This is a genomic window from Corynebacterium tuberculostearicum SK141 (genome assembly GCF_000175635.1).
GTDB lineage: Bacteria > Actinomycetota > Actinomycetes > Mycobacteriales > Mycobacteriaceae > Corynebacterium > Corynebacterium tuberculostearicum_C.
In genome coordinates this window covers 46318-59421 of sequence record NZ_ACVP01000008.1, presented here as the reverse complement: position 1 = coordinate 59421, position 13104 = coordinate 46318, and the positions used below count along the sequence as shown (strand labels likewise).

The following is a 13104-nucleotide window of genomic DNA, read 5'->3' as shown; positions in this document are numbered from 1 at the left end:
CCCACACAGTCTAGCGGCCTACTTTTTAAAGCCCACCATCCGCGTGGGCACGGCCGCTTCATCGCGGGAGAGTGCCAGGCCTTCCCATGGCAGGGTCTTGCGGGCCTGAGCCAGATACTCGCGGGAGGCATGCAGATCCGGCAGTCCGTCGACGATGTGGCCATCGCGCATGAGCGGAATGGTCATGTCGCGGGTATCGAGCTGGCCGGTATCCGGCGCCGGTGCCTCAAAGGGGTAGACGATTTCCTCCACGGCGACGCCGGAGGAACGGTAGGTGCGCAGCGCACGCTTGGCGCCGCCGACGGATTGCTTGGAGGAAGAGCGCTTTGCCACCGGGATGCCGTCTACCTCTACGACCTTGTAGACCATGCCGGCGGTGGGCGCACCGGAGCCGGTTACTACGGACGTGCCGACGCCGTAGGCGTCTACCGGATCGCCGCGCAGGCCAGCGATGGCGAACTCGTCGAGGTCGGAGGAGACCACGATATTGGTGTTGGGATTGCCCAAATCATCCAGCTGCTTGCGCACTCGGCGGGTGAGCGCACCAAGGTCACCGGAATCGATGCGAACGCCGCCGAGCTTCGGTCCGCCTACCTTCACTGCGGTCTCGACGCCCTTGGTGATGTCATAGGTATCGACCAACAGCGTGGTGTCCACACCGAGGGTGTCGATCTGGGAGCGGAAGGCGGCCTCTTCGTTCGGGGTGCCATCCGGGTTGGTATGCGCCAAGGTCCAAGAGTGGGCGGCAGTGCCGGAGACCGGGATGCCGTAGCGGTAGCCTGCCTCCAGGTTGGAGGTGGCATTGAAGCCGGCCAGGTAGGCCGCGCGGGCGGAGGTTACCGCCGCATACTCGTGGGTGCGGCGCGAGCCCATCTCGATAATCGGGCGGCCGTCGGCCGCCGTGACCATGCGGGAAGCAGCCGAAGCCACCGCGGAATCGGCGTTCATGATGGACAAGATGACGGTCTCAAGAATCAGGCATTCCCCAAAGGTGCCGCGCACCGTCAGAATGGGGGAGTTGGGGAAATAAAGCTCGCCCTCGCGGTAGCCGTCAATCTGCCCGGAAAAGCGATAGTGGCGCAGATACTCCTTGGTCTGCTCATCCAGGAAGTCCATCTCCGCTAATTGATTGGCCGAGAAGCGGAAATCCTCCACTGCGCGCAGGACGCGTTCGGTGCCGGCAACGACGCCATAGCGGCGCTCATTGGGCAGGCGGCGGCCGAATACCTCGCAGGTGACCTGGCGGTTTGCCGAGCCATCGCGCAGCGCGGCCTGGAGCATCGTTAGCTCATATTTATCCGTGAGCAGTGCAGTAGAGCGATCATTAGGGATAGCTTTGTCATTCACGGGAGTGATAATACCCACTGACTAGGTGCTTTTCAGGGGATTAGATTCTTTGTAGCCGGAATGTCTGAAGCCAGATTGCGCGGGCCCACAATAAATACCCAAATATGGTTAGGCTAGAAGGCATGAAGGCGCAATTTCCTGTAGTCCGGATGAGCTCTCCCATGGCTACGCCCGAATTGGATGAAGAACTCGACGTAGACGTTGCCACGAGCGAGAACCTGCCGTGGATGTGCATCGTGTGGGATGACCCCGTCAATCTGATGAGCTATGTGTCCTATGTATTCCAAACCGTATTGGGCTATGACAAGAAGCGGGCCAATGAACTCATGATGCAGGTCCACACCGAGGGCAAGGCTGCCGTCTCCAGCGGCGAGCGCGACAAGATTGAAGCGGACGTGAAAAAGCTCCAGATCGCCGGTCTGTGGGCAACGATGCAGCAGGCAGGTTAGATAGATGCAACCGTGGAAGAAAAAGAAGTCCCTCATGCGCGCGCCGAAGATCACGGCCGTATTCGAACCAATGGAGCGCGAAGTACTAGGCGATCTCACCGCCACTGTCTCAGAGGCGATCATCAAGCGCGCCCAGTCCGCGCCCAAGGACGAGTTGGCGGAAATGCTGGACATGCCCACCGGCCACACTGAAGCCCCGGATGATCCCTCGCTGGCCCGTCTCTTCCCGGACTTTGAAATGCCCGGCGATGAGGAATATGAAGGCGATGCATCGTTGCTGCGTTCCCTGCATGAAAACGACATTGCGCGCGCCAAGCTGGAAAACCTGCAGGTGATTGGCTCTGCCCTCGGCCCTACCGGCGGGGTAGAGGTCACCATCAATGAGCAAGAGGCACAAGCCTTCGTCGCCGGCCTCAACGACCTCCGCCTCTTTGTCGCGGCGGGCGATGTGGCCGATAACAACCTGATGTCTGACCGCGATAGCCTCGTGGAGTGGCTGGCTTTTTGCCAGGATTCGCTGCTGCAGGTGTTGATGGACTAATGCTGGACGGCATGAGCATCGGGCACTATAGCGGCACCGATACCGGAGTCACAGTGCTCTACTGCGGGCCGGGCGGAGCGCTCGGCAGCGTCGATGTGCGCGGCGGCGGCCCAGGCACCCGCGAAACGGACCTTTTACAGCCGCACAATACGGTCGAGCGCGTCCACGCCGTGGTGTTAGCAGGCGGCTCCGCCTTTGGCCTGGCCGCTGCCGACGGCGTGATGAATGAGCTGGCAGAGCAAGGGATCGGCTTTCCCGTCTTCGGCGAGGATAAGCCTGGGCCGCGCGTGCCAATCGTTCCCGGCGCCGTGATTTTTGATCTGCTGGTCGGGCCTTCCCGCCCTGGGCCGGAAGAAGGCGCGGCCGCGCTGCGAGCCGCGCTCATAGGCAGCGACGAATCCATGGGTTCGGTGGGAGCCGGCGTGGGTGCTACTGCTGGCAAACTGCGGGGCGGCTTCGGGCTGGCCACGCGCCGGGTGGGTGACTACGAGGTCAGCGCCGCGATGGTTGCCAACCCCGTGGGCGAGGTCATTGAGCCGCAGTCCGGCCGGCTGTACGGCGCGCCGGGGCACACCCCGGTCAATGCTGCCGCCTACCGCGCCTTGCCGCACCCAGCGGAGTCCAAGCTCAATACCACCATCGGCGCCGTGCTTACCGACGCCCCCATTACCACCGCCCAAGCCCAACGTCTGGCAATGACTGCTCACGACGGCATCGCTCGCGCTGTACGTCCTGCGCATTCGCCGCTAGACGGCGACACCATCTTTGCCCTGTCCACCGCCAAGCGCCCAGCCGAACTCAGCACGCAGGAGATCACCCAGCTGTGCGCCGCGGCGGCCGACGCCGTGGAAGAAGCCATCGTCAACGCGGTCACCGCCGCCGATCCCGGCCTAGGCTTGAGCGCGTACCGCGATCTGCTGGACTAAGATTAGGCGCATTATGACTTCAGGTGGAACATCTAACTACCGGCCGGCGCCCGCGGTCCAGGTCAATCGCGGCGACTCCAAGAACTACACCCGCAGCGGTCGCATCACCACCGGCTTTTCTATAGCCTTTGGCTTCCTCGTGGTGGAGTGGGCGGTCCACATCATCAACGCCTTCCTGTTTGGTGGCCAGCTATCGAATTACGGCATTCGCCCGCTGGATTTCAATGGCATTTGGGGCATTGTCACCGCCCCGCTGCTCCACGCGAACTTTGAGCACTTGATGTCTAACTCGGTGCCCGGCGCCATTTTTTGCTTCCTCATCGGTCTTTCCGGCCGCAAGGCCTGGTGGGAGGTCACGCTGATTACCACGCTGGTTGCGGGCCTCGGAACCTGGTTTATCGGCGGTCCCGGTACCTCGCATATCGGTGCCTCCAGCTTGGTTTATGGCTGGCTGGCATATCTGATTGTGCGCGGAGTTTTTAACCGTTCGCTCATCCAGACCGTTCTGGGCATCGTGCTCGGCTTCGCTTACTCCGGCTTGGTGTGGGGCGTGCTTCCTGTCTATGAGGGCGTGAGCTGGCAGGGCCACCTCTTTGGCGCCATCGGCGGAATCCTCGCCGGCATGACCATTACCTCGGACGACCCGGTTAAGGCAGTGAAGCGTTAATGCCAACTGCAACCTCTCCCATCGGCATCTTTGATTCCGGCGTGGGCGGGCTCACCGTGGCCCGCGCGGTGATGGAACAGCTGCCGCACGAATCCGTCATCTACACCGGCGATACCGCCCACAGTCCTTATGGCCCGCGGCCCATCTCTGAAGTTCGCGCCTTTTCTCAAGACGTGGCCGATCGTCTGGTGGAGCGCGGCTGCAAGATGCTGGTCATTGCCTGCAATACCGCCACCGCCGCCTTCTTGCACGATGCGCGCGAGCGCTACGATATCCCCATTGTGGAAGTCATCCGCCCCGCGGTGCGCCGCGCCATGTCCACCACGCGCAACGGAAAAATCGGCGTCATCGGCACCGAAGGCACCATCAAGTCTGGCGCCTATCAAGACTTATTCGCGCTCAACCCCAAGGTGCAGGCCTTTGCCACCGCCTGCCCGGATTTTGTTCCTTTTGTCGAGCGCGGCATTACCGCCGGTCGCCAGATCCTCGGCGTTGCCGAGGGCTACCTGGCCCCGCTGCAGGAACAAGGGGTAGACACGCTGGTTCTAGGCTGTACGCATTATCCGCTGTTGACCGGGATCATCCAGCTGGCAATGGGCGATAATGTCTCGCTGGTGACCTCTTCGGAGGAGACCACCAAGGATGTGATGCGGATCCTCACGGAAACGGATATGTTGGCCCCCGCAGAGAATCAGCCGGTCCACACTTTTGAATCCACCGGAGATCCGGAGGCTTTTGCCCGCCTTGCCACGCGTTTTCTCGGCCCCCGGATTGCATAAGGAAGTGCAATTTCTCCCCCGTTTGCACGTTGAGTACGCATGCGGGGTGATTTCATGGAACTATTGAGCCCATGAAGCTGACCATCCTAGGCTGCTCCGGTAGCGTCCCCACCGCCCAGAATCCCGCCTCCGGCTACTTGCTGTCCTTCGATAATGCGCCGTCCATCGTCCTCGACATGGGCCCTGGCACCTTGGCGCAGCTGGAACAGCAGCAGGATCCTTGTGATGCGCACGTGGCCTTTAGCCATCTGCATGCCGATCACTGCCTGGATTTTCCTTCCCTGATGGTGTGGCGCCGCTTCCATCCCACCGCGCCGGCTGCTTCGCGCAATATGTGCTTCGGGCCGAAAGCTACGCCCACGCACCTGGGTCGCCTGTCCTCTGATGAGGTCGATGGCATCGATGACATGTCCGATACCTTCGCCTTTAGTGCCTGGGAGCCGGGCGAGCGCCAGCTCGTGGATGACGTCTATATCACTCCCTTCCCGGTAAACCACCCGGTAGAGGCCTATGCCTTGCGCGTGGAGCACACGAAGACCGGGCACACCATTACCTATTCCGGTGACTCTTCGTATACGCCCGCGCTTGTCGAAGCCGCCCGTGGTGCCGATATCTTCCTCTGCGAGGCGGCCTGGGGCGAGACCTCTGAGGGCAAGGCTCCGGACATGCACATGTCGGGCGCGGAAGCCGGTAGGGCGGCACGCGAGGCGGGTGTGAGCAAGCTGGTGCTCATCCACATTCAGCCGTGGGGCGATGCGCAAGCTACGTTGGAGGCAGCACGCTCCGAATTCGATGGCGAGATTGTCCTCGGCGCCGCGGGGATGGAGTTCTAAGATACGCTGGACGGCATGACTGAATTTACTCGTGCCGATGGGCGCGCGCTGGACCAGATGCGCAGCGTCCGCATTACCCGCAATTTCACCACCAACCCGGCCGGCTCGGTGCTGGTGGAGTTTGGCAATACCCGCGTCATGTGCACCGCATCCGTAGAATATGGCGTGCCGCGCTTCAAGCGCGATTCCGGCGAAGGCTGGCTTACCGCCGAGTACGCCATGTTGCCTTCCGCCACCCACGACCGCATGCCGCGCGAATCCATGAAGGGCAAGGTCAAAGGCCGCACCCACGAGATTTCCCGCCTCGTCGGCCGCTCCCTGCGCGCCGCGGTGGACCTGGAGGAGCTGGGCGAGAACACCATCCAGCTCGACTGTGACGTCCTCCAGGCCGATGGCGGCACCCGCACTGCGTCTATCACAGGCGCCTATGTTGCGCTTGCCGACGCCATCGCACACCTCAAGGCCGAGGGCGTTGTTCCCGGCGAGCCGCTGCTCGATTCCATCGCTGCGGTCTCGGTAGGCATCATTGACGGCGAAATCTGCCTCGACCTGCCTTATGAGGAAGACTCCCGCGCCGAGGTCGACCTCAACGTGGTGATGCAAGAATCCGGCGATTTCGTAGAAATCCAGGGCACCGGCGAGCACGGACTCTTTGGCCGCGAGGATCTCAACGAGATGCTGGACGTAGCCCAGAAGGGCTGCCGCGAGCTCATCGCCGCACAAAAGGCGGCGCTGGGGTGGTAATTCTCGTCGCGTCCAATAATCCGAAAAAACTCGCGGAGCTCGAGCGCATCCTGGCCGATGCCGGGATCGAGGGCGTCGAGCTGCGCCCGCTATCCGCAGTGGAGCCTTACCCGGAGCCGGTGGAAGACGGCCGCACCTTTGCCGATAACGCGCTCATCAAGGCCCGCGCCGGCGCGGCTGCCACCGGCTTTGCTACCGTCGCGGATGATTCCGGCCTGGCCATCGAAGAGCTCAACGGCATGCCCGGCGTGCTTTCCGCCCGCTGGTCCGGCCAGCACGGCAATGACCAGGCCAATAATGACCTGGTCTTGGCACAGATGGCCGATGTTCCCGATGAGCGCCGCGCCGCCGCCTTCGTCTCCGTCTGCGCGCTCGTGACTCCTGATGGCACCGAGCACGTGGCCGAGGGCCGCTGGGAAGGCCGCTTTCTGCGCGAGCCGCGCGGGGACAACGGCTTTGGCTATGACCCGCTCTTTCAGCCGGAAGGCGAGTCCCGGTCGGCTGCGGAGATGTCCCCAGAAGAAAAGAACGCGGTCTCGCATCGCGGCCGCGCTCTAAGTCAACTTGTCCCCGCCATCGCGGAGCTGGTTCGCAGTTCCTAAAGCTGGAACTCCTCCTTAATCTCCTTGCGGCGCTTGTGCTCCATCCAGAAGGACAGGAAGGGCACCACGCCGGCAAGGGCGGTGGTAAAGAGCTTGCCCACCGGCCACAGCGCGCGCGGGCCGAGGATGAGGATGGACAGCAGGTAGGTCATGTACGCGATGCCGTGCACGATCGCGATATAGGTGGCCCACTCTGGGATCTCCATGCCAATGATGTACTGGCAGACCATGCGGATGACCAGAATGATCAGGAAGATACCGGTCACGGTGGCTGCGATGGAGAAAAACTTCAAAGGTCCGCGGATGCGGGCCTGGCGGGCGGGGTGAACTTTATTGGTCATAATCAGCTTTCTTCATTCTCGCCGCGCCAGCGGCGCGGGGTATTCATGGCGTTGAACGTTTCCACATCTATCTGCGGCCGCTGGGGCAGGAAATCCTCATCGATTTTGGTATCTGCCTGCGGCTGTGCGGGAGACTCAGCCGGGGCCTCAGTGACGGTGCTATCCATGTCGCGGGCTTCTTCCTCGGCCGCGAGGCGCTCGTTTTCATAGCGCAGCGTGGTGCGATAGGCATAAACCACGAACACGGCGAACAGTGGCCACTGGAAGGCATAGCCCAAGTTTTGGAAGGTGCCCGAGCCGGAGCGGAAGCGCGTCCATTGCCAATAGGCCAGGAATAGGAAGAGCACGACGAAAAACGCGATGAGGAGGATGTGCCACCACCGCACCTGCACGCGCTTGTTCTTCTTTTCCTCTTGAGTGCTCACGCGATCCACCCTACCCACCAGCGGCCGGAAAACAGAACACCCCTGGTTTCTGGATTGACGGCGTGCCGTGTACACTATGGCAAGTCCCCCGCGCCCGTGGCGGAATTGGCAGACGCGCTAGATTTAGGTTCTAGTGTCTTATGACGTGTGAGTTCAAGTCTCACCGGGCGCACAACCGGCGCCGTCGGCTCGCAGAGCTGGCGGCGCTTTCGCATATCACTGCCCGCATAGTCGCCCTAAGATGGTCATCATGAAAAAGCTGCTTTCCACCCTTATTGCCGTCATTCTCATTGCCGCCGTGGCTGCCGCCGCGGTGTTCATTTGGCAGGTGCGGGAACCGGTGGAGGTGGAGACCGAATCGAGTAATACCAAGGTCATCAAGGCCGTGGAACGCGAAGAGCAGGTGGTGCTCGTCTCGCTGGGCATCGAAGGCCTATCGGAGGAATCCGCCACCAGTAAGCTGTGGAATTGGCAGGTCCCGGGCAGCGAGCGCACCCAGTACATCAAGTACTCCTACCGCGCCAAGCTCGGCATCGAAGGATCTCAGGTTCAGGTGGAAGAAGAATCCCCGCACCACTTCCGCGTGGAGATCCCCGAGTTCATTTTCATCGGGCACTCGGATGAGAATTTCGAAACCGCGGTGGAAGACAACGGCGCGCTGAGCTGGATTACCCCGGATATCGATAAGGCGGAAACCATCACCAAGATCCTCAACGAGGACAAAAAGAAAGAGGACATCGCGGATAATCGCGATGTCCTCCAATCCCAGGCCAAGCAGTTCTACACCGGCATTATTTCCGGCGTGGACCCAGAGGCCGAAGTGGACTTTTCCTTTCGCTAACTAGTCCACCTCGGTGAACTTGCGGTCCCACGAGGAGCGGACCGGGTTGGCATCGGCCAGCAGGATATCGAAGCGGTCGTTGGCAATTTCTACGATTTCGCCCAGTGCGGTGCGGTTCTCCTGCTCGGGGGAGTTGGCTAGGCGGCGCACGCCGGCATCAATGACGCGGTCGACGGTGTCATTGGTATCCAAATAGGCCACAAAGGGCATGCCAAAGCGCTCGCGGTAGGCGGCGGAAAGCTCGGTGATGCGCTCGGTCTGCACATCATCCAGGTCGGTTAGGCCCAGGGAGCCGCGGTCGGCGGAGATGGTGGCGGCCTCGTCGGCGTCGGCAAGCAGCAGCTCATCCATGGCCGGATAATCGTGTATGAGCGCGGCGCGGCGGGAATCATCCGCGGTCAGCACGGCCACCTGAATGGCCGCGCGCAGCTCATTAACATCGCCGAAGGGCCGCGACTCCCACGCCAGCTCCAGCGGCCAGGTCTCGTTATTAAACAGCGGGCGCAGCGCGGAGACGAATTCTTCGCGGGAAGCGCCGTTGATCTGCTGCAGGCTCACGCTCTTGCCGACGGCCCGAGACACTTGCGTTCCCTGCTTGCCTCCTGTGTGGAAGAACAAAAGGTTGAGCACAATGGCGGTAATCGCGCCGATGGACATGCCAGAAGAGACGAAGGTTTGCGCCCACTCCGGGAAGGCGGTGGCGATATCCGGCTTGAAGGTCACCAGCATGGCCAGCCCCAGCGCGGAGGTGACGATGACGGAGTTGCGGCCATCGGAAAGATCGGCCTTGGCGATGGTCTGTAGGCCCACCCACGCCACGTTGGCAAAAAGCGCCAGGGAGGCGCCGCCGAGAACGGGGGAGGGGATGGAGGCTACGACCGCGCCGGCCTTGGGCAAAATGCCCAGCACCATCATGAACCCGGCGGCGGCAACGGCCACCCAGCGCGACTTCACGCTGGTCAGGCGTACCAGGCCAACGTTTTGGGCAAAGCAGGTATAGGGGAAGGAGTTCATCACGCCACCCACCAGGGTGGACAGGCCATCGGCGCGAATGGCACGCACGACATCATCGCGGCGGATGCGCTTTTTTACGATCTCGCCGGTAGCAAAGACGTCACCGGTGGTCTCCACCATGGTGATGATCATGACGATGATGAGCGAGAAGATAGCCACCAGGTCAAACTTCGGCATACCGAAGTAGAACGGGGTAGTAATGCCGAGGGCGGGGGCGGAGGAGACCTCGTCAAAGGAGGCGTCGCCAAGCACGAGCGCCACGCCAGTGCCCAGGACTAGGCCGATGAGCACGGCCAGGGTGCCCAGGAAGCCGGAGGAAAAACGCTGCACCAAGATGATGACCGCGAGCGTGCCAAAGCCATAGAGTAAGTCGCGGGTGGCCGGCACGCCCTCGGCGTAATTGACAAAGTCATTGGCCGACACCCCCAACAGCGACGTACCCATGACCAGTAGGACCGAACCGGTGACCACCGGCGGGAAGAAACGCAGCACCTTGCCAAAGACCGGCGCCGCGAAGAAGGTAAAAAGGCCGGCGACAATAATGGCGCCATAAATGGTTGGCAGCGAGGCCACCCCACCCGCGCCGTCGGTCGCGCCCAGGCCAATGGCAATAATCGGGGAGACGGCCGTAGTAGTCACGCCCTGCACGATGGGCAGGCGCACGCCAATGCGCTTGCCGACGCCCATGGACTGAATGATCGTCGCAATGCCACAGGTCAACAGGTCCGCATTAATGAGGTGGATGGTGGTTTCCGCATCCAGATTGAGCGAGCCGGCAATGAGCAGCGGGACGATGACTGCGCCGGCATAAAACGCCAGCACATGCTGTAAACCCAAGGCGGCTAGTTTGGGCGCGGGTGGGACGATATCTACTGGATGCTTGGGCTGGGAAGCCACGAAGTCCTCCTTTGTGCGGAAGCGAAGCTGAACGGGATTAACAGTAGAGGTTCGCGCAGGTAGCGGCCAAAATTTAGTGGTGATGCGGAACACGTTCGGGGCTATTTCACCCCCGATGGAAGACGTACGTGCGTACTGCATAAAATCACTCACCTGCGAAACAACACGACCGGTTTATTACTTAGCTTTCAAACGTTTGCGAGACTTGTTATTACCAGGGAATTGGTCAACAATTGAGGCCAGAGGGGCTTGGTGCTGTGGCTCGAAGAAAGCGGCATTTATCCCCTGATAGCAATTCGCCCGAGAGAAGGGAATTATGACTACCGCAACGCAGCCTCAACAGTTTGAAGCTTGGAAGGGATTTGAGTCCGGTCCATGGACCGAGGGCATTAACGTCCGCGACTTCATCCAGCGCAACTACACGCCGTACGACGGTGACTCCAGCTTCCTGGCAGGCCCGACCGAGAAGACCAAGCGCGTCTGGGACACTCTGGAAAAGAAGTACCTGTCCGTCGAGCGCGAGCAGCGCGTTTACGACGTTGACACCCACACCCCGACCGATATCGACGCCTTCCCGGCCGGCTACATCTCAGAGGACGACGACGTTATCGTCGGTCTGCAGACTGATACCCCGCTGAAGCGCGCCATGATGCCGTTCGGTGGCTGGCGCATGGTCAAGCAGGCTATCGCCGAAGCGGGCAAGGAAGTAGATCCTGAGGTGGAGAAGATCTTCACCCGTTACCGCAAGACCCACAACGATGCGGTCTTCGATATCTACACCCCGCGCATCCGCGCTGCTCGTTCATCACACATCATTACCGGCCTGCCGGATGCTTACGGCCGTGGCCGCATCATCGGCGACTACCGCCGTGTTGCACTTTATGGTGTGGATTACCTGATCGAGGAAAAGCAGGCTTCCCGCGATTCCGTCGCCGATGCTGGCTTCTCTGAGCACTGGGCACGCTTCCGCGAGGAGCACTCCGAGCAGATCAAGGCCCTGAAGAAGCTCAAGAAGATGGCTGAGTCCTACGGCTTCGACATCTCCCAGCCGGCCAAGACCGCTCACGAGGCAGTACAGTGGACCTACTTCGGCTACCTGGCTTCCATTAAGTCCCAGGATGGCGCCGCAATGTCCATCGGCCGCCTGTCCGCCTTCTTCGATTGCTACTTCGAGCGCGACCTCGCCGCTGGCATCATCACCGAGGAAGACGCCCAGGAGATCATCGACTCCCTGGTTCTCAAGCTGCGTATCGTTCGCTTCCTGCGCACCATCGACTACGACCAGATCTTCTCCGGCGACCCATACTGGGCAACCTGGTCCGACGCTGGCTTTGGCAACGACGGCCGCCACATGGTCACCAAGACTTCCTTCCGTCTGCTGCAGACCCTGGTTAACCTTGGCCCATCACCTGAGCCAAACATCACCATCTTCTGGGATCCGAAGCTGCCAGAGGGCTACAAGGAATTCTGTGCCCACATCTCCATTGAGACCTCCTCCATCCAGTACGAGTCTGACCGCCAGATTCGTGAGCAGTGGGGCGATGACGCCGCAATTGCTTGCTGTGTCTCCCCGATGGAAGTTGGCAAGCAGATGCAGTTCTTCGGCGCTCGTGTGAACGCCGCAAAGGCTCTGCTCTACGCCATCAACGGTGGCCGCGATGAGGTATCCGGCAAGCAGGTTGTCGAAGGCTACGAGCCCATCAAGGGCGACGGCCCGCTGGACTTCGACGAGGTCTGGCAGAAGTACGAGGAGATGCTGGACTGGGTTGTTGGCACCTACGTTGAGGCCCTCAACATCATCCACTACTCCCACGACAAGTACGCCTATGAGGCAGTCGAGATGGCGCTGCACGATTCCAATATCGTCCGCTCCATGGGCTGCGGCATCGCCGGCCTGTCCATCGTCGCCGACTCCCTGGCTGCTATCAAGTACGCTAAGGTCACCCCGGTACGCGACGAGACCGGCCTGATTACGGACTACATCACCGAAGGTGAGTTCCCGTTCTACGGCAACGATGACGACCGCGCCGATGATATCGCCGCTACCATTGTCCACACCGTGATGGAAAAGATTAAGGCCATCCCGATGTACCGCAATGCCATCCCAACCCAGTCCGTGCTGACCATTACCTCGAACGTGGTCTACGGCAAGGCAACAGGCGCCTTCCCGTCGGGCCACAAGGCCGGCACGCCGTTCTCCCCAGGCGCTAACCCTGAAAACGGTGCTGACAGCCACGGCATGGTTGCTTCCATGCTGTCCGTCGGCAAGCTGGATTACAAGGACGCCTTGGACGGCATCTCGCTGACCAACACCATTACTCCTTCCGGATTGGGCCGCACCCCAGAAGAGCGCATCAATAACTTGGTGGGCGTTCTGGATGCCGGCTTCATCATGGAGAAGTAAAAACCACTAACCCCCCTCAACCATCTCGAAAAGGAGAAAATCATGGCAACCCCAACTTTCGAAGACCGCATGTCTGCAATGAAGGCAAACCGCGATGCACACCAGATGAACTCTGGTCTGTACCACGCAAACATCAACGTGCTGGACAAGTCCACCCTCGAGGACGCCGTTGAGCACCCAGAGAAGTACCCGAACCTCACCGTTCGCGTCTCTGGCTACGCTGTCAACTTTGTCAAGCTGACCAAGGAGCAGCAGCTCGACGTTATCTCCCGCACCTTCCACCAGGGTTCCTAA

At 61.0% G+C, this 13104-nt stretch carries 13 protein-coding genes, 1 tRNA gene and 1 pseudogene; 11 read left to right on the top strand and 4 right to left on the bottom strand.

From position 1 onward, the window contains the following. Positions 1–18 precede the first annotated feature (18 nt). On the bottom strand, positions 19–1347 hold the full coding sequence (locus CORTU0001_RS03160; protein WP_005327317.1) for a nicotinate phosphoribosyltransferase: 1329 nt from the start codon (positions 1345–1347) through the stop codon (positions 19–21). Positions 1348–1469: 122 nt separating this feature from the next. Here CORTU0001_RS03160 and clpS point away from each other — a divergent pair, with 122 nt between their 5' ends. From clpS to rdgB, 8 genes are all read left to right on the top strand, one after another. Next, positions 1470–1796: an ATP-dependent Clp protease adapter ClpS gene (gene clpS, locus CORTU0001_RS03155; protein WP_005323948.1), complete on the top strand. Its 327-nt coding sequence runs from the start codon at positions 1470–1472 to the stop codon at positions 1794–1796. Positions 1797–1800: 4 nt separating this feature from the next. Beyond that, positions 1801–2337, top strand: a complete 537-nt coding sequence (locus CORTU0001_RS03150; protein WP_005327313.1) for a DUF2017 domain-containing protein — start codon at positions 1801–1803, stop codon at positions 2335–2337. Then, entirely contained in the window at positions 2337–3263 is a 927-nt protein-coding gene (locus tag CORTU0001_RS03145) for a P1 family peptidase (RefSeq protein WP_005327311.1), read from the top strand. The genes CORTU0001_RS03150 and CORTU0001_RS03145 overlap by 1 nt, the downstream gene beginning before the upstream one ends. Before the next feature lie 13 nt (positions 3264–3276). Further along, positions 3277–3930, top strand: coding sequence for a rhomboid family intramembrane serine protease (locus CORTU0001_RS03140; RefSeq protein ID WP_005327304.1), 654 nt, complete (start codon positions 3277–3279; stop codon positions 3928–3930). Beyond that, entirely contained in the window at positions 3930–4709 is a 780-nt protein-coding gene (gene murI / locus CORTU0001_RS03135) for a glutamate racemase (protein WP_005327303.1), read from the top strand. Before CORTU0001_RS03140 ends, murI begins: the two co-directional genes overlap by 1 nt. Positions 4710–4780: 71 nt before the next feature. Continuing rightward, a complete protein-coding gene (locus CORTU0001_RS03130) occupies positions 4781–5542 on the top strand; it encodes an MBL fold metallo-hydrolase (protein WP_005327302.1) in 762 nt (253 codons plus the stop codon). Between the two features lie 15 nt (positions 5543–5557). Continuing rightward, the gene (rph, locus tag CORTU0001_RS03125; protein WP_005327301.1) at positions 5558–6286 is read left to right on the top strand and encodes a ribonuclease PH; all 729 of its coding nucleotides are present in this window, start codon (positions 5558–5560) and stop codon (positions 6284–6286) included. Beyond that, positions 6280–6888 (top strand): RdgB/HAM1 family non-canonical purine NTP pyrophosphatase, encoded by a 609-nt coding sequence (gene rdgB / locus CORTU0001_RS03120; RefSeq protein ID WP_005327300.1) that lies wholly within the window; start codon positions 6280–6282, stop codon positions 6886–6888. The genes rph and rdgB overlap by 7 nt, the downstream gene beginning before the upstream one ends. On the opposite strand, the gene CORTU0001_RS03115 is transcribed toward rdgB, so the two are convergent. Together CORTU0001_RS03115 and CORTU0001_RS03110 are read right to left on the bottom strand one after the other, a co-directional pair. Next, positions 6885–7229 (bottom strand): DUF3817 domain-containing protein, encoded by a 345-nt coding sequence (locus CORTU0001_RS03115; RefSeq protein WP_005327299.1) that lies wholly within the window; start codon positions 7227–7229, stop codon positions 6885–6887. The two genes, rdgB and CORTU0001_RS03115, sit on opposite strands and share 4 nt — an antisense overlap. A gap of 2 nt (positions 7230–7231) precedes the next feature. Next, the gene (locus CORTU0001_RS03110; RefSeq protein ID WP_005327298.1) at positions 7232–7654 is read right to left on the bottom strand and encodes a hypothetical protein; all 423 of its coding nucleotides are present in this window, start codon (positions 7652–7654) and stop codon (positions 7232–7234) included. 90 nt (positions 7655–7744) lie between these two features. On the opposite strand from CORTU0001_RS03110, the gene CORTU0001_RS03105 reads away from it, so the two are divergent. Together CORTU0001_RS03105 and CORTU0001_RS03100 are read left to right on the top strand one after the other, a co-directional pair. After that, a tRNA-Leu gene (locus CORTU0001_RS03105) sits at positions 7745–7826 on the top strand. Between the two features lie 78 nt (positions 7827–7904). Continuing rightward, entirely contained in the window at positions 7905–8495 is a 591-nt protein-coding gene (locus CORTU0001_RS03100) for a hypothetical protein (protein WP_234447241.1), read from the top strand. Here the strand turns inward: CORTU0001_RS03100 and CORTU0001_RS03095 are convergent, their stop codons facing one another. Then, on the bottom strand, positions 8496–10406 hold the full coding sequence (locus tag CORTU0001_RS03095) for a solute carrier family 23 protein (RefSeq protein WP_005327297.1): 1911 nt from the start codon (positions 10404–10406) through the stop codon (positions 8496–8498). 316 nt (positions 10407–10722) lie between these two features. Between CORTU0001_RS03095 and pflB the strand changes: the two are divergent. Further along, positions 10723–13104: pseudogene (pflB, locus tag CORTU0001_RS03090) on the top strand (formate C-acetyltransferase).

Excerpts from the sequence above, each read along its gene's own strand:
- clpS (WP_005323948.1), top strand. The coding sequence starts at position 1,470 with ATGAAGGCGCAATTTCCTGTAGTCCGGATGAGCTCTCCCATGGCTACG.
- CORTU0001_RS03150 (WP_005327313.1), top strand. The coding sequence starts at position 1,801 with ATGCAACCGTGGAAGAAAAAGAAGTCCCTCATGCGCGCGCCGAAGATC.
- CORTU0001_RS03145 (WP_005327311.1), top strand. The coding sequence starts at position 2,337 with ATGCTGGACGGCATGAGCATCGGGCACTATAGCGGCACCGATACCGGA.
- CORTU0001_RS03140 (WP_005327304.1), top strand. The coding sequence starts at position 3,277 with ATGACTTCAGGTGGAACATCTAACTACCGGCCGGCGCCCGCGGTCCAG.
- murI (WP_005327303.1), top strand. The coding sequence starts at position 3,930 with ATGCCAACTGCAACCTCTCCCATCGGCATCTTTGATTCCGGCGTGGGC.
- CORTU0001_RS03130 (WP_005327302.1), top strand. The coding sequence starts at position 4,781 with ATGAAGCTGACCATCCTAGGCTGCTCCGGTAGCGTCCCCACCGCCCAG.
- rph (WP_005327301.1), top strand. The coding sequence starts at position 5,558 with ATGACTGAATTTACTCGTGCCGATGGGCGCGCGCTGGACCAGATGCGC.
- CORTU0001_RS03115 (WP_005327299.1), bottom strand. The coding sequence starts at position 7,229 with ATGACCAATAAAGTTCACCCCGCCCGCCAGGCCCGCATCCGCGGACCT.
- CORTU0001_RS03100 (WP_234447241.1), top strand. The coding sequence starts at position 7,905 with ATGAAAAAGCTGCTTTCCACCCTTATTGCCGTCATTCTCATTGCCGCC.